This is a genomic window from Skermanella stibiiresistens SB22 (genome assembly GCF_000576635.1).
In the GTDB taxonomy this organism is placed as follows: Bacteria; Pseudomonadota; Alphaproteobacteria; order Azospirillales; family Azospirillaceae; genus Skermanella; species Skermanella stibiiresistens.
In genome coordinates, this window is record NZ_AVFL01000006.1 from 49,678 (window position 1) to 66,795 (window position 17,118).

The window sequence follows — 17,118 nt, forward strand, 5'->3', positions numbered from 1 at the left end:
TCATCATTTTGACCCAACCGGAGGTGGCGGTGTGACCGTAGGAATAAGTAAGGTGCTCGCGCTGTCGAAGAGCTTCGCGGACCTGAACGCCGGTGGCGCCCATGACCTACCACCATCCGATGATCAAGGCACGGGGAGTGCCGCCGAAAGGCCGGCACTCGTCATCTAGCAACGGATGGTCGATCCGCGTCGACCAGACGCATCCACTGTCATTTTTCAAGATTATTGGGAGACCATGCGGTTGATGGAGACCCAATGGGTAACGGACGGCCTCGCGACCTGTGCCGTCGAGGACTTGCGCTCGATCCTGGATCAAGTCGGCTGCCCGATGTTCGTCGTCGACGTCCATGGGGATGGGGAGGATGGGTTCCGCATCGCCACCATGAACGCGGATTATGAGCGGAGCTATGGCTTCTCCCGCGCCCAGGTATCTGGCCGCCGCCTCGTCGACTTGGTTCAGCCGGCGGAATTCCAGCGCATCGCCGAAAACTACAAACGGTGCATCAGCCAAGGCACCCGGATCACCTATGACGAGACCGTCGAGCTGGCGACCGGGGTCACGCGATGTCGAACAACCCTAAGCCCGCTGCTCCGCGATGGGCGCGTGGTCCGTCTGATCGGCACCTGCGTCCACACGGCGGTGGGGGCGCCATCGGAACAGTTCCTGTCCGCCGCCCATCGGATCGCCCGCTTGGGCTGGTGGCGGCATGACCTGGTGACCGGCGAGGTGATTTGGTCCGACTTCATGTACGAGATCCTGGGCCGCGATCCGCGTCTTGGTCCAGCGACAAATCACGAATTGGCCACATTCATCCACCCCAAGGACCGTTCCGTCGTCGGCGCCACTTCCCTCACCGTCCAGGCCCGACCAGAAGATGTCGGTCCGCGTCAATTCCGAATCGTCCGCCCCGACGGCGCGGTCCGGTACATCCACGAGGAGTGTGGGTTCGAGCACTCGCCCGATGGCACTGCCCTGGCGGTCATCTGCACCGTGCGGGACATCACGGACCAGAAGCGGACGGAGATGGAACTCAAAGCCGCCACGGAGCAGGCGGAACTGGCCAACCAAGCAAAATCATCGTTTCTGGCCAACATGAGCCATGAATTGCGGACGCCACTGAACGCGGTGATCGGGTTTTCCGACATGATGGCGCAGGAGGCCGTGGGACCGCTGAACAATCCGGCATATCTAGACTATGCGAACGACATCTTGTTCGCGGGCCGCCATCTGCTGGACATCGTCAACGACGTTCTGGACATGGCCCGGATCGAGGCTGGGGAGATCCTCTTCGAGGAGCGTGAGATTCCGCTCGCCACCCTGCTGGGTGATGTCGAGCGCCTGATCCGGGAGCGGGCGAGCAGGGCCAAGCTGAGTTTGTCCGTGACGTCCGCGCCTCCGGGCCTGTCGGTTCTCTGTGACCGGCGGCTTCTGCGCCAGGCGCTGCTGAATTTGGTGGGCAATGCGGTCAAATTCACCGAGGCCGGAGGCGATGTCGTCCTCTGTGCCCATGTTCTGTCTGATGGCCAACTCTGTCTCGCGGTTACCGATACCGGTGTGGGAATCGCCGTGGCTGACCTGCCTCGGGCGCTCGCTCCATTTGGTCGGCTCGCCTCCCCCCTGAACGCGACGACCGAAGGCACGGGACTGGGGCTGCCGGTTGCCAAAGCGCTGATCGAATTGCATGGTGGCATGCTGCACTTCAACAGCAGACCCGGCCTGGGAACCACCGCCTTCATCACCCTGCCGGTCGAACGGCTTCGCGCCAATGATGGTAATCCGCCGCGACCGACGATCGGCGGCCTGAAGGAGTTCTTCAGGATCGGCGGACAGGATGCCGAAGATCTGGTCGAGGAGATCAACGAGGCCGATCTGGACGACCTTCCGATCGGTGTGATCCAGCTCGACCGGAACGGCAGGATCCTCACCTACAACGCAACGGAGAGCCGGTTTTCCGGCCGTCATGCCGAACTGATGATTGGTCGTGACTTCTTCAGGGATATCGCACCGTGCACCTTCACTCCCGAGTTCCATGGGCGGTTCAGGGACGGTATGGAACACGGCAACCTCAACGTCATCTTCAGCTACGTGTTCCCGTTCAACCAGCCTGTGAGAGTGTTGATCGAGATGCGCTCCGGCCGCCAGCCGGGCACCGCGTGGATCTTCCTGAGATGGGCTTAGGCTATTCGTGAAGATCATGACGGGCCTCCGCACTCGCCAAGCCCTTGAAGGTCAGGAACCAACCCATCTCTGGAAAGCGAAGCAGACATGCCAGTCGCGACGGATCGGCGCACCACGCCGGGGGCAAATTTGTGGACACCAACGCCAGCCTAGTTTCCAACCAACTCTATGATATAGAACGACATTTCCCATCGGTCGGCCTGCTGGCAATAAAACATTAACCATTTGGATGTTTTATGAGGTGGCGTGACCAAGTTTCCCGGTCGTCGAACGGTGGTTGGAACGATAAAGAATGCAAGACGAGAAAGATCGGCTTCACGCGTTGTATGATCTAGCAGTGCTTGATACGCCACCGGAGCCAGCGTTCAACGATATCGTCAACTTCGCCCGCCAGCGCTTCATGGTTCCGACGGCTCTCATCTCCTTGATCGATGAAAGTCGTCAATGGTTCAAGGCCAAGGCGGGCGCGGATGCGGAGGAGACGCCGCGCGAGTACGCCTTCTGCGCTCACACCATCCAACAGCGGCGGGTTCTCGTGGTCGAGGACGCGCGCGTCGATCCACGGTTCGCGAACAACCCCTATGTCGTCGGTCCGCCCAGGATCCGCTTTTACGCCGGCGCGCCGCTCATCTATAAGCAGCAGGCGATCGGCTCCTTCTGCATCATCGACGACGCCCCAAGACTATTCACGAACGTTGACCAGCAGGATCTGGTGGTTCTCGCCAAGGCGACAGTCGCCGAACTGGAAATGAGCAGAGCGAGGCGATTTCTGCCGCCGTGATGGCGCCAACGTTGTGGAAAACGCGTCACCGACAGTCATCGCGCGGGGCGGGTACTCCCTTCGGAGGCCCGTCGCCCAAGCCGGTCGCCCAGTCCCGCGCCACCCCGCCACGCCTGGAGCGTCTCGTTCGCCTCCGCGGTGGTCTCCCGCTGCTCCTCCGACACGCCGCGCGCCATTTCCGCCACACCGCGGCTGTCCTCGGCGTTCTCGCGCCGGCCCTCGGGAGATGATTTCAACGAGGGGGCAACTCGCCGTTCATCATTTAATCCTCCCATCGCTGTGAGCGTGGCTTCACGTCGCTGGATCATGCCGATGTGGGCATGGGGTTCGAGGTCGTTCTGCTTCGGCGATCAGAGAAGCCGCGGAAATATGGTCCATTGGCGACCGTCGCCTCCGCTGCCGGCGAACAGCGCATTCTTTCGACTCAGAACGATTGTCCAGATTGTCCGCCCGACGGTGTTGGCGTCCATCTCGGCGCGGCCATAGCCCGGATACTCGCACACGCTTGCCAGCGGACGCGGAGCAGGACCATTCCCTGAACGTTCAACTTCCTGAACATGCCATCAGGCGGTCCAGCGGCAGCTTGATCGTGACCGTCGTCCCATTCCCTAGGCTGCTGTCGATACCCAGTCTACCCCCGTGTCTCTCGACAAGGGCTTTGGAGATGAACACGCCCATGCCGCTGCCGCCGTGACGTCTCGCCATCCCACTTTCAACCTGGCTGAACGGCTTGCCAAGGTCGTCAATCCGTTCCCGTGGTATGCCGATGCCAGAATCAGTGACCACGATGGCGACACCGTCCGACGAGACACGCGCCGTCACGGCGATGCGCCCGCCATCCGGCGTGAACTTGACCGCGTTGCCGAGCAGGTTGATCAGCACTTGCTTCAGGCTTCGGCGATCGACCCGCAGCACCGGTGTCGGCGAAGGAATGTCCAGTTCGATGCTGTGCCGCGTTCCGGAGGTGACCGGCCGGCTGAGCAGGAGCGCCTCATCGATCACTTGGTCGAGCGCGACGGGCTCCTCGTGCAGGACCACCTTGCCGGCTTCGATGCGGGCCATGTCGAGAAGATCGTTGATCAACTCGAGCAGGTGCCGACCACTGCGATTGATATCCTGCGCGTATTCCAGATAACGTTGGCCCAGCGGCCCGAGCATTTCCAGACTTAGCATGTCGCTGAAGCCGATGATGGCGTTCAGGGGAGTTCGAAGTTCGTGGCTCATGTTCGCCAGGAAGTCGGATTTGGCCTTGCTCGCCGCTTCCGCCGCATCCTTGGCCATCCGCAGCATATCCTCGGCCTGACGTTCGTTCGTGACGTCACGGCAGATGCCGAACACGCTTGTCACCGATCCATCGGCGCCGAATTCGCAGTACCCCTCCGACTGCCAGATCATCAAGTCGCCTTCATGATTGTGAATGCGATATTCCCATTGCGTAGTCGAACCAGTCGCCACGCAGTGGGCCAAACGCCGCGCCGCCTCGTCCCGATCTTGCTCGTGGATTCGAGACAAGATATCTTCCATCGTCGGTTGGTAATCGCCCGGCGGCGCCTTCATGATCTGGTAGAGACCAGCCGACCACTCATGTTCGCCTGTAAGCACTTCGAGCCGCCAGTGCCCAATCCTGGCAATCTTCTGAGCTTCCAGGAGTTCCCGTTCCCGCTTGGCGAGCTTCTGCTCCTGAAGTTTGGCCTTGGTGATGTCGGTTCGCAAACCCGCCACCCCCCCATCCTTGGTGGGGAAGTCACTGATGCGCACCCAACGGCCATCCGAAAGCTGTTCCTCCTGGGAGCGTCCGTCGCCAACCGGTTCTAGACGTCGCGAGACCCAAGTGTCTTGATCCCATTCGTCGGAGAATCGGCGATTGGCGGCGAAGTAACGACAGATCGACTCATACGAGGCTCCTGGAGTGAGTATGCTCGCCACCGCCGGAAACATCCGCCGATATTGGGAGTTGCACATCAGGAAACAGCGGTTGGCGTCCAGAAGGATGAATCCGTCCGATAGACTTTCAATGGCGTCCAAAAGGATCTGTTCGGCCCGCACGGCGCGAGCCTCCGACCTTCTATGGGCGATCTCCGTGAGTTTCTGGGTAGTGATATTGGTGCCGGTCCCCCGATAGCCCAAAAAGCCGCCAACCCCGTCGAATACGGGCTTGCCGCTGGTCCGAAACCACAGGGTCTCATGGTTGGGACCGCGAGCTTCGTATTCGAAGTTCCGAAATGGCCGATGGGCATTCAGCGTGGCGACATGCTGCCGCCAGTGAGGCAATTCCATCGCTTCGGCGGCAAGGTCCATTCGGCTCAGATGAAGCCAAGCGGAGGGAACGACACCGGCATGCTCCGACAGGCGTTCGGAGAAGTAGGTGTACCGATGCTCAATGTCGCTTTCCCAAAACCATTCGGACGCGGCATCCGCGAAATCGAGGAATCGCGCCTTGCTGTCCTGGAGCTGCTGTGATGCCAGGATTTGATCCGTGATGTCATAGATGGAGCCAGCGATGCGGATCGCACGCCCATCGGCGTTCCAGACCGCCTGTGCCCTACCCCTGAACCATCGGACGGTGCCATCAGGCAGTGAAAAGCGAAACTCCGTGTCATACGGCACGCGCTTGAACAGATGATTCCGGAGCGCGTTTTCCACCAATCCCCGATCATCAGGGTGCAGTAGGTTCTCGAACGTGTCATGGGTGACTGGCTCCTCCTCCGGAGACAATCCAGCCATTTCCTTGAACAAGGGTGACCAGTAAAGCGTCCCCCGCTCCATGTCCCAGTCCCAGATGCCGACGCCCGCTCCCTTGACCGCCAGGGCGTAACGCTCCTCACTCATCCGAACGGTCTCACTGACCCATTCCCGCTCGACCGAACCGGCCACGAGCCTTGTCAGCCGTCCGGCGTTTCTCAATTCCGCATCATTGCGCAAGTGGCGCACTCCAAGAACGTGGCGAAGCGGGATCGTCGATTTGGCGACATGACGGATCCAAGTCGATGTCAGCGACGATCATGGGCTGCTTCATGAAGGCGGCGCCCCCATGAAGTCGCGATTGTGCCCATGGCGACATCGTTGATCGCCACCAAGTGCTTGGTGGGACACACTCGATGCCGCGATACACTCCGTCCAGAACGGATCGAAGCACAGAAATCATCATCAGTATCAAAATAATCTAATTGTCATCATTGTCCTTATACACCATCAAAATTATGATCGCCAATTTTAAATTTTTAATTATTTCTCAACTTCGATAATAAAAATTAATTTTTTCCTGCGATAATGTTGAGGAAGTAAAATTCCGCATGCTTTTAGTCTGCTGAAACGTCGTCGCCACTACGGGAACTTTGTGAATGCCATCTTCAACCACGGACGTCGAGAGGCGAGAGAAGAAAGTCCAGTCCCTCGAACGAATGCTGGCGGCCATTCTCGCGGTTGTGGATGTCGGGATTGTGGTGTTCGACCCGTGCGGGCGCCTGATCATGTCGAGCCCCAGCTTTTCCGCGCTGTTCAGGTGGAAAGGCACCTGTCACTACGATGAGAATTTCTCATCCTTCTTTCCCGACGCCAAGCTGCCGAAAAGCATGATCCGTCTGCCCAGGTCCATCACGGCGGGGCGCTTCACCACCAGGATTAGATGTGGTGACGAAAGTCTCGAAGAGGTGGGGATCAATGCCCGCTGGATCACGCATGAGGATGGGGACAGCTTCTGGGTCGCCGCCGTCACACCCGCGCATCAAGACGCCGCGCCGGTGAAAACGACGACGGACACCATGTCGGCGGCGGAAGCGCCGGCGGTCGCTTGTGATGCGGCCCAGTTCGAGCAAAGGGCTGGTGAACGCATCCGCGGCAGTGGCGCGGACCGCTTCATCGTGTCCGGGCAGGTCGAGATGATCAATCTCGATGGCATTCGCCAAGCCGCTGGCGAAAGGTGGACGCAAGTGGCTTCGCACATTTTCTCCGACGCGGAAGCCATCATTGGGCGGCATCTTTCCGGGGCCGACACATTTTCCCACGATGGAGCCGGCCGATTCACGCTTTGCTTCGCGGACGCCACCCTGAATGGAGCGGAAACGCAGACTGAACTCATCGAGAACGAGATCCGTCATCGGCTGATGGGTAAATTCGGGGTCGGAGCGGCTCCGGACGTCCGTTCCGATGCGGAATGGATCGCGCTTCCTCCCGGAACCGATCGAATACCCGACCTTGGATCGCTGATCATCGGAAAGATCGCCCACAAGCGCAGTGAGATCGCGAAGGCTTCCGCGATGACATTGGCGCAGGTGGTCGAAGCGGCTCGACTCGAGACAGCCGCCGTCATCCACGGTAGTGGCGTACCGCTACTGGATGCCCTGGTGCATCTTGACGGCGTCACCACCCGAGTCATGAAAAAAGCCGGGTCCCTCTCGGACAATGCCGATGACCATTCCTTTCGGGAAGCCCAGTTGCTCCTTGGACTCACCATCAACCATATCTTCGACGGCTTGCTTCAACCGGATTTTCCAAGCTTCATCGTTCCGGTATCCTTCGCCATTTTCACCAATCGCCGGACGATGGGGCAGTATATCGGGATTTGCCGAGGCTTGCCTTCTGGCGTCCAGCAACACCTCATCTTCGAACTGACCGACGTTCCAACCGATGCCGCCAGCGTTCGTGTCGAGGAAATCCTCGCCATGCTGCGGCCCCTGTCGCGTACCCAATATTTGAGATTGCCAAACCTACACTCACTGTCCTGCAAAACGTGGATCAGGCAATTCAACAAATTCAGTGTCCGGCATCCGGATATCGAACTCTTGGCGCGGGAAAAACCCAGCCGCGTGAAGGTGTTCATGCAGACACTGCATCAACGGGGTAGCCGTCTCATGGTGCGGGATGTTCCCAGTCAGAAAGCCGCCCTCGACTTGGTGGATCTCGGCGTCGACATGGTTGGCGGACGAGGGCTTACGCCGTGGGTACGATAGCGGCACCCGTGGCCGGCCCGCCATATGGGGTGTTCGACTGGAACCCTGTCGTCGCGGTGCCGGGTCCACGCCGAAAATAGCGGCTTCCAGATCAATCGACCGAAGTGCCAATGCATTGGGTCAATCTTGTGGCGATCTCCGCCATGGCATCCATGGTGTAGCAGGCGAACCCCCAGCATGTCCCATCCCGCCGTTCCTGATGTTTCCCGGTTTCCGATCCCGCCCATGGCTTGGTTGGTCCTGTCACCGTATTTTCGGGATGATCACCTTCCAAGTCCAACCAGACTATCGCTCGACCATCGGGACGGCGGCCGCTCAGGCCGAGGACGCGAGCCGTTTCCTCGGCGAGGAGATCGCGAACCATCTCGCCTGGGCCGCATCCTCGATGGAGACGCTTGGCCTGCTCGCCGTCAAACTCCCCCCGTCGCTGAAGATCCCATGAGCCAGCGGCTCTTGGGTTCTGTCAGATCTCAGGGCAGCTTGCCGGGAGAGGCGTTGACGGATAGGTTGCCGGGCCCTTTTCGAGCGATCAAGAGAGCCGGCAGGGGCGAACAGTGCAGGGCTTTCGGCGCTGGTAGGCATCAGCCTGGCACTTGCTCCACATTCCCCGAAAATTGACAAAACCGAAAAATCGTCACCGGCCCTGAAAACGGGCTTCGCCCAGCTAGGGTCATGAAATTCGTACCTTGCCCTTGCGGTCCGGTTCTCAGGGTCCTTGGCCTCTGAAAAATGGTTCTAGAGCATGAAAAAGGGTCCTGATGGAAGTTTCACGTTAACAAGGGCTTCATTGGATTTTCGCGGCTGGGTGATTGATCGCGATCGACAGAGTCCTCGAACCGTTGAACATCGGGCCGAACGGGACGTTCGCTGGCCATCACCCGGCACATGAGGAACGTGAAGGCGATCATGGGAGCTTCGGACACCTATCCATTCCTGCTCTCGACAGCATCGCCAACCCGCAACCAGCGGAGGTTCGCGCTCTGCGTGCTGGCGGTGCTGGTCGGTGCCCTGCTGGTCACGGCGCCCTTCGCCCGGATCCAGTTCAGCGACACCGAGATCCTGGTACCGGCCTACGCGTCCGCCGTCCTGATCATCGAACTGATCACCTCGGTCATGCTGCTGGCGTTGTTCTCGGTCCAGAACTCGCGGGCGGTGCTCGTCCTCGCGATCGGCTATCTGTTCTCGGGGCTGATGGTGGTCCCTTGGGCGCTGACGTTTCCGGGAGCGTTTACGGCGTTCGGCCTGGATGCCGGGATGCAGGCCACCGCCTCCATCGCCGCGCTGAGGCGCCTGGGTTTTCCGGTCTTCGTGCTCGCCTACGCCTTGCTGGATGATCGCGACGCCCAAGCGCCAAGGTTCGACAACTCGGTGCGCCGGACCATCCTGGGGAGCGTCGCTGGCGTGATCGCCGCGGCCTGCGGCCTCACCTGGCTGATCACGACCAGCGAGGAGATCCTACCGCGCTTCATGACCAACATGATCGTGCCGACCGACTTGTGGCGGCTTGTCCCGGTGACCGCGGTGGTCTTGTACATCGCGGGCCTCGTGGCACTGTGGCGTCGGCGGCGATCGGTGCTCGACCTGTGGCTGATGGTGGTGCTCTTCACGCTGCTGGTCGAACTCATGCTGCTGTCCTTCGCGGGCGCCGGCATCCGTCTGAACCTGGGATGGTGGGCCGGCCGGTTCTATGGCTTGGTCTGCACCAGCATTGTCCTGCTCGTCCTGCTGTCGGAAACGGTGACCCTCTACGCCCGCCTCGCCCGCTCGATCCTGGCGGAACGGCGCGCGCGCGAGACGCGGCTGACGACGATGGAGGCCATGTCCGCCTCGATCGCGCACGAGATCAACCAACCCCTGGCGAGCATGGTCACGAACGCGGACGCCGCGTTGCGCTGGCTGGGACGGGAGAGCCCGGATATCGCCGAGGCGAAAGCCGCCCTGACCTATATCGTGAGCGACGGCCACCGCGCCGGGAGCCTGATCAAGAGCATCGGAGCGATGTTCAAGAAGGGCGCGCAGGAACGCGTCGCCACCGACTTGAACCTGCTGATCGACGAGGTGCTGAGGCGCGGCCAAGGCGAGGCGCGCTTCGGCCGCGTGACGATCGAGACCGACTTGGACGAGGGACTGCCGCTGGTCACCTGCAACCCGGTCCAGCTTCAGCAGGTCGTCTCGAACCTGGTCTCCAACGCGATCGACGCGATGGAGACCGTCACCAAGCGGCCGCGGATCCTGTGCGTCACATCCAGGTTGCGCGAGACGGGAGACATCCTGGTTTCGGTGGCCGATACCGGAACCGGCATCGATCCGACGCACAAGGACAGGATCTTCGATCCGTTCTTCACGACGAAGCCGGATGGCATGGGCATGGGGCTGATGTGCTGCCTGTCGATCGTCGAGTCCAACGGCGGCCGGCTTTGGGTTTCGCACAATGTCCCCCACGGCGCGATCTTCCACTTCACGCTGCCGTCCCACGACGATCCCATCGCCTGAAAATCGAGGTTCGGCAACCATAGGCCCTAGCCGCCCGACACCACAGTATGATTGCCCCCATCCGCCAACCCGGCCCATCCTGCGCCCCGCCAGACCAGGAACTTCGCGACGGGAACCCAGCCCGGCGCCGGGACGAACATGGAGGAAATCATGACCAACAAACCCGAGCTTCTGACCCCCGACAACTGTCAGATCATCTTCATCGACCATCAGCCGCAGATGGCCTTCGGCGTGCAGTCGATCGATCGCCAAGTCCTGAAGAACAACACCGTGGCGTTGGCCAAGGCGGCGAAGGTCTTCAACATCCCGGTGACGATCACCACCGTGGAGACCGAGAGCTTCTCGGGGCACACATATCCCGAACTGCTGGCGGTCTTCCCCGACCAGCCGCTTCTGGAGCGCACCTCGATGAACTCGTGGGACGACCAGAAGGTCCGGGACTCGCTGGCCCGCAACGGCCAGAAGAAGGTCGTCGTCTCCGGTCTGTGGACGGAGGTCTGCAACAACGGCTTCGCGTTCTCGGCCATGGCCGAGGGCGGCTACGAGATCTTCATGGTCGCCGACGCCTCCGGCGGAACCTCGAAGGAGGCCCATGACTATTCGATGCTGCGCATGATCCAGGCTGGCGTGGCTCCGGTGACGTGGCAGCAGGTCATGCTGGAGTGGCAGCGCGACTGGGCGCGGCGCGGCACCTATGACGCCGTGATGGCCATCGTCAAGGAGCACTCCGGCGCCTATGGCATGGGCGTCGACTACGCCTACACCATGGTCCACAAGGCTCCGGAGCGGGTGAAGCACGGGCCGGTGCAGGAACCGGTCGCCGCCAACAAGTTGGCCGCCGAGTAAGGCGCCAAGTAATCCGGCGCGGAACCGGTCCGGCCGTCGATCCCGAGGCATCGTTTCCGGGATGAGGCGCCGGACCGGCCTTCGTTGGTGGATCCGCCTCTCCTTCCCTTCCCTTGGCTCACTCCCGGGGCCCGTTGATCAGCGTGGGCTCGCCATGAAGGCCTATCTCGTCACCCTCGCCGTGGGGCTGCTCGCCGGTGCCATCTTGGGTCCGCTGAACGCGCGGTCGCCGGCCCTGGCCGAAACCGTTCACGATGCCGGGGCGGAGCGGCCCGCGATGAAATCGCACCGCTTCGACGAGGACTGGCGCGTCCTGTGCGACCCCGCCAATCGGACCCAGTTCCTGGATCCCCTGAAATGTATCCCGATGGGTGCCGATGGCTTCGCCAAGCTGACGCTGGGCGGCGAGCTGCGCGAGCGGTTCGAGATCGTCGCCAATCCGGGTTTCGGCCTGGATCAATCGTCCGATCACGTCTTCCTCCATCGGGCGCTGCTCCATGGCGACCTCCACTTGGGCGACAACGCCCGTGCCTTCGTCCAGGTGGGCGCCTTTCAGCAAAACGGGCGCGAGGGTGATCGTTCGCCCACCGATGTCGACCGGCTCGACCTGACCCAAGCCTTCATCGACCTTGGCGTGGCGACACCCGGAGATGGTCGTCTCACTCTGCGCGGCGGCCGCCAGGAAATGAGCTTCGGCGCTTCACGGCTGGTCTCCGTGCGGGAAAGTCCGAACGTGCGCCGGAGCTTCGACGGCGGGCGTGTCTTCTGGACCGGCGGCGGCTATCGGGTCGATGTCTTCAACGCCCGTCCGATCACGTTGGACCAAGGCGATTTCGATGACCGCGTCAACAACGGCGAAACGCTTTGGGGGGTTTATGGCACCGGTCCCGTGCCGGGCATATCCGGTCTCAAGGCGGATCTCTACCATCTGGGTTTCGAGCGCGAGAACGCCCGTTTCCAAAACAGCACCGCCGACGAGAAGCGCCAGTCGTCTGGACTGCGCCTGTTCGGTGAGCGGGGCGGCTTCGACTGGGATGTCGAGGCGGTATACCAGTTCGGCGATTTCGGCCAGCGTGATATCCGCGCCTGGACCGTCGCCTCGGATGTCGGGTTCACCCTCGACTGGATCGGGATGCTGCCCCGCCTGGGCCTGAAGGCCGACATCGCCAGCGGTGACCCGGACCCTGGGGATGGAAGGTTGGGCACCTTCAACGCGCTGTATCCCAAGTTCCCCTATTTCTCCGAAGCCAACCTGATAGCCCCCGCCAATGTCATCGATCTACAGCCGAGCGTGCGGTTTCAGCCGACCCCCGGGCTGGAGGTCGAGCTGGCCTGGAACGCGCTGTGGCGGCAGACGACCGACGACGCGATCTACGAGCCCCCACTCGCCGCGATAGCCGGCACGGCGGGGCGGGGATCCCGCTTCATCGGCCATCAGGCGATCCTCGGCCTGGAATGGCGGGCCACACCCAACATCAGCGTCGCCAGCCAGTATGTCCATTTCACCCCCGGCGGGACGCTCGAGGACGTCGGTGGGGACGATGTCGATTTCCTCTTCGCCTCGGTGGCCTTCAAGTTCTGACACCAGGCGTCATCACCTGGCATGGACCACCAATCCAGTCGATCACCGAAGTTTCATCGCAACCCCCGCGAACAAAATGCCGTCCCGCGGCTGTATCGACGCGCCCGAGCCACATATAGGGCGCCGATCGAAAGAAGCTTAAAAAGCAACGGGGAGCGCGGGGAAGCCTTATGGCCCAAAGTCTGCTGTTCATACTGGCGTTGATGCCGATCGTCATTGTCTTCGTATTGCTGGTGGCGCTTCGTCTATCAGCCAAGCTGACCATGGCCGTCGCCTACGCCACGACCGCCCTCATCGCCCTGGCACTGTGGGGCACCCCCATCGAAACCGTGATGGGAGCGTCGGTCAACGGTCTGGTGACGGCGGCCAACGTCCTGTTCATCGTGTTCGGCGCCATCCTGCTGCTGTACACGCTCGAGGAAAGTGGTGCCATCAGCCGCATCCGGCAGGGGTTCACGTCGATCTCGCCGGACCGGCGCGTCCAGGCGATCCTGATCGCCTGGCTGTTCGGCTCCCTGGTCGAGGGCGCCTCCGGCTTCGGCACGCCGGCCGCCATCGCCGCCCCCTTGCTGGTCGCCATCGGCTTTCCGGCCATGGCGGCCGTCCTCGCGGCCCTGATCATCCAGAGCACGCCGGTCTCGTTCGGCGCGGTCGGAACGCCGATCCTGCTCGGCGTCAATACCGGTCTGGCGAACCAGGAACTGGTCGAGAGCACCATCGCGCCGATGGCGTTTGGCGACTATCTGGTCCACATCGCCGTCAACGTCGCCATGGTCCACGCGCTGGTCGGTTTCCTGATCCCGCTGATCATGGTCGCGATGATCACCCGATTCTTCGGCCCGAACCGCAGCTTCGCCGAGGGGTTCGCCGCCTGGAAGTTCGCGCTGTTCGCCGGCATCGCCTTCACCGTGCCCTACTTTCTGGTCGCCGCCGTGTTCGGGCCGGAATTCCCGTCGCTGATCGGCGCCATGATCGGCCTCGCGATCGTCATTCCCGCCGCCCGGCGCGGGCTGTTCCTGCCGCGTGAGGTCTTCGATTTCGGACCCAGGAAGAACTGGGATGGCCGCTGGATCGGAACCCTGGAACAGTCACAGCAATCGGTCGAGCATGAACGGCCGATGTCGCTCGCCAAGGCTTGGACGCCCTATCTCCTGGTGGCCCTGCTCCTGATCGCGACGCGCGTGATCACCCCGCTCAAGGCTTTCCTGACCTCCCCCGAGATGACCCTGAGCCTGACCAACCTGTTCGGTTCCGGCATCTCCGCCTCGTCGCAGCCGCTCTACCTGCCTGGAACGGTGTTCGTCCTGGTGTCGCTGTTCGCCTACTTCTTCCAGGGCATGGGAAAGGGCGGCAGCTATCGCGCGGTCTGGAAGCTGTCGGGCGGCACGATGATCAAGGCCGCGCCGGCCCTGCTGCTGGCCGTTCCGATGGTCCAAGTCTTCATCAACTCCGCCTCGACCGACCACCTCAGCATGCCTCTCGTGCTGGCTGGTGGCGTGTCGGCCGTGTCGGGCGAGTTCTGGCCCCTGGTCTCGCCGACCGTTGGCGCGCTCGGCGCCTTCATCGCCGGTTCGAACACGGTGAGCAACATGATGTTCTCGCTGTTCCAGTTCTCGACGGCGGTGAACATCGGCTTGGCCTCCGCGGGTGCCGCCCTGGTGGTGACCTTGCAGGCGGTGGGCGGTGCCGCCGGCAACATGATCTGCGTCCACAATGTCGTGGCCGCCTCCGCGACCGTCGGACTGGTCAACCGCGAGGGCGACCTGATCCGGATGGCGTTGCTGCCGATGATCTACTACGTGGTCCAGGCTGGTCTGCTCGGGATGGCGCTGATCGCCGGTGGCCTGAACCTCTGGTGGATCGCCGCTGTGCTTTGGCCGCTGGGATGCCTGCTGGCGATGCGCAACTCCCCCAGTGGCAAGCCATTGGTGGCCGTCCCGTCCGCGCGGTGAACTTGGCTGCGTAAAGGGGGATTCCGCCAAGCTGGATTTCGAGCCAGCTTGGCGGCGGCGCAGCGGTGATCCGCCGTTAAATCAGCGAAGCGCGACAGGTTAGTTAGTCTGATTTCCAATCATTAGGAACAAATTAATCGGCATATTCCAGTATGGGCGAATTTGGCGGTTCGCATCATCAAGGATTAACCCATGTCGCCCCACCTGCCAGCCCCCTCCAGGCGCCGGTCGATCAGCATCGGCGCATCCCTCAATCTCATCGTCGCCACGCTTTGCCTGATCCTGTTCGGTATCCTCGGCACCGCCGTCGTCGACGCCTATATGCGGCAGGCCGCGGCGGAGCGGACGTCGGAGATCGCCCGCGCCGGACGCGACGTGTTCACGGCGCTCCAAAATGTTCGGGTCGAGCGCGGCGGATTCCGACTGGCCCTTGAAGGCAAGGAGCGGGCCACGGGTGACCAGATGGCAGCCCTCGCGGACGCCAGAAGCAAATCGGGTCCGGCACTCGATGCCGTCATCTCGGGTTGCGCCAGCATTGGCTGCACGGCGGGCGACGAGATCGCCGAACTGGAACGGCGGCGTGACAAGCTCGCCGCGATCCGGGTGGAGGGCGATCAGGCGGCTGTGAAACTGATCACGGAGCGTCGCGAGAGTTTCTCCAAGGAGGTCATCGCCGCGGTCACCGCGCTGATCGACCAATTGGAACTGGTCTCCGCGCTACTGACCACGGAGCTTCGTCAGGTCGACGCCTTCACCGCGGAACAGGCTTCCGTCAAGGACGCGGCCTATCTGGCGCGCGACGCCGCCGGCTTGATTAGATATCCCATCACCGCCAGCATCCGCGACAAGACGATCACTCCCGAGAACCGCGCCAAGATCGCGGAACTCCAGGGCAAGGTCCAGGTCGGTTGGAAGCTGGTCACGGACATCCTCTCCCGTCCCGGCGCGCCCGAGACCATCGTCGCGGCCATGAGGAACGCGGACGCCGTCCACTTCGGCACGACAACCAAGCAGAGCCTCGATATCCAGAAGGCCATCGTGGAAGGCAGGGAGCCACCCGTCGACGCCATTGAATTCAGCCGGTCGATCGATGCCAGCACGACCAGTCTCGTCGCCATCTGCGAACGGGCTCTGGATGCCATCGTCTCGCACGCCGATGAGAAGTCGGCGGCGGCGCACCAAAAGCTGATCTTCCAGGCGATCGTGCTGCTGATCGCGATCGGCATCGGCGCCGCGGCCCTCGCGGTGATCAGCAAGCGGGTCGTCCGGCCGATCGATGGCATGACCGACGCCATGCTGCGGGTCGCCGAGGGCGATCTTTCGGGTCAGGTGCCCTATCTCGACCGCGGCGACGAGATCGGCCGGCTGGCGGGCGCCCTTGGGACCTTCAAGCGGAACGCGGAAGCGACCTTGCTCCTGGAGGCCGAACAGCGCGAGGAGCGCGCCCGCAAGGAAGCTCGCCATCGCGACATGGAGGCTTCGGTGGCGGAATTCGGCTCGACCGTCTCCGGCGCGCTGAAGGGGTTCCACGCGTCCGCCGAGCAGATGCGCCAGTCGTCGGAAGCCTTGTCGGAGGTGGCCGACTCCTCGAAGTCCCGCGCCATGGTCGTCGCCGGCGCGTCGGAGGAGACCTCGGCCAACGTGCAGACGGTGGCCGCCGCGACCGAGCAGCTGGCGGCGTCGATCTCCGAGATCGGGCGGCAGGTGTCGCACGCCGCGTCGCGCGCCCGCAGCGCCGTGGACGAGGCGAACCAGACCACCGCGACGGTGAACGATCTGGCCGACGCCGCGCAGAAGATCGGCGCCGTCATCGGCCTGATCCAGCAGATCGCCAACCAGACCAACCTGCTGGCGCTCAACGCCACGATCGAGGCGGCGCGGGCCGGCGAAGCCGGCAAGGGCTTCACCATCGTGGCGCAGGAGGTCAAGAACCTCGCGGGCCAGACGGGCAAGGCGACCGAGGACATCGCGGCGCAGATCGCCCACATCCAGGCTTCCACCAAACTGACGGTGGCGGCCATCACCGGGATCGCCGCCACCGTCGAGGAGATCGACCAGACCTCCGCCGCCATCGCCTCGGCGGTCGAGCAGCAGGCTTCCGCCACCCGCGAGATCACCCGCAACACCAACGAGGCCGCCCGCGGCACCCAGGAGGTCTCGTCCAACGTGCAGGGCGTGACCGAGAACGCGACCCGCACCGGCGATGCCGCCGGAGAGGTCCAAGCGGCTGCCGTCGATCTGCGGCGGCAGGCCACCGTACTCGGGACGGAGATCGACGGCTTCCTGACCAAGATACGGGCGGCGTGACCGTCCACCGCGGCAAGTGGCGGGGCGGT

At 62.6% G+C, this 17,118-nt stretch carries 11 protein-coding genes; 9 read left to right on the plus strand and 2 right to left on the minus strand.

Going from position 1 to position 17,118, the window contains the following annotated elements; all coding sequences use genetic code 11:
* Positions 1–235: 235 nt before the first annotated feature.
* Together N825_RS36360 and N825_RS09955 are read left to right on the plus strand one after the other, a co-directional pair.
* Positions 236–2,179, plus strand: a complete 1,944-nt coding sequence (locus N825_RS36360; protein ID WP_051511894.1) for an ATP-binding protein — start codon at positions 236–238, stop codon at positions 2,177–2,179.
* A gap of 292 nt (positions 2,180–2,471) precedes the next feature.
* Entirely contained in the window at positions 2,472–2,960 is a 489-nt protein-coding gene (locus N825_RS09955; RefSeq protein ID WP_037450553.1) for a GAF domain-containing protein, read from the plus strand.
* Positions 2,961–2,995: 35 nt separating this feature from the next.
* Here the strand turns inward: N825_RS09955 and N825_RS09960 are convergent, their stop codons facing one another.
* Positions 2,996–3,196, minus strand: a complete 201-nt coding sequence (locus N825_RS09960) for a hypothetical protein (protein WP_037450554.1) — start codon at positions 3,194–3,196, stop codon at positions 2,996–2,998.
* A gap of 307 nt (positions 3,197–3,503) precedes the next feature.
* Positions 3,504–5,882, minus strand: coding sequence for a PAS domain-containing sensor histidine kinase (locus N825_RS36365; RefSeq protein WP_157619081.1), 2,379 nt, complete (start codon positions 5,880–5,882; stop codon positions 3,504–3,506).
* 419 nt (positions 5,883–6,301) lie between these two features.
* Between N825_RS36365 and N825_RS09970 the strand changes: the two genes are divergently transcribed.
* From N825_RS09970 to N825_RS10000, 7 genes are all read left to right on the plus strand, one after another.
* Positions 6,302–7,909: a hypothetical protein gene (locus N825_RS09970; RefSeq protein WP_157619082.1), complete on the plus strand. Its 1,608-nt coding sequence runs from the start codon at positions 6,302–6,304 to the stop codon at positions 7,907–7,909.
* Positions 7,910–8,168: 259 nt separating this feature from the next.
* Positions 8,169–8,351, plus strand: coding sequence for a hypothetical protein (locus tag N825_RS09975; RefSeq protein WP_037450559.1), 183 nt, complete (start codon positions 8,169–8,171; stop codon positions 8,349–8,351).
* Positions 8,352–8,815: 464 nt separating this feature from the next.
* Positions 8,816–10,402 carry an ATP-binding protein gene (locus N825_RS09980; protein WP_037450966.1) on the plus strand — a complete coding sequence of 529 codons (1,587 nt, stop codon included), beginning with the start codon at positions 8,816–8,818 and terminating at the stop codon, positions 10,400–10,402.
* 150 nt (positions 10,403–10,552) lie between these two features.
* The gene (locus tag N825_RS09985; RefSeq protein WP_037450969.1) at positions 10,553–11,248 is read left to right on the plus strand and encodes a hydrolase; all 696 of its coding nucleotides are present in this window, start codon (positions 10,553–10,555) and stop codon (positions 11,246–11,248) included.
* Between the two features lie 154 nt (positions 11,249–11,402).
* Entirely contained in the window at positions 11,403–12,830 is a 1,428-nt protein-coding gene (locus N825_RS09990) for an alginate export family protein (protein WP_051511899.1), read from the plus strand.
* Positions 12,831–13,000: 170 nt separating this feature from the next.
* Positions 13,001–14,782 (plus strand): L-lactate permease, encoded by a 1,782-nt coding sequence (locus N825_RS09995; protein WP_037450562.1) that lies wholly within the window; start codon positions 13,001–13,003, stop codon positions 14,780–14,782.
* 192 nt (positions 14,783–14,974) lie between these two features.
* Positions 14,975–17,089 (plus strand): methyl-accepting chemotaxis protein, encoded by a 2,115-nt coding sequence (locus tag N825_RS10000; RefSeq protein WP_051511901.1) that lies wholly within the window; start codon positions 14,975–14,977, stop codon positions 17,087–17,089.
* Positions 17,090–17,118 lie beyond the last annotated feature (29 nt).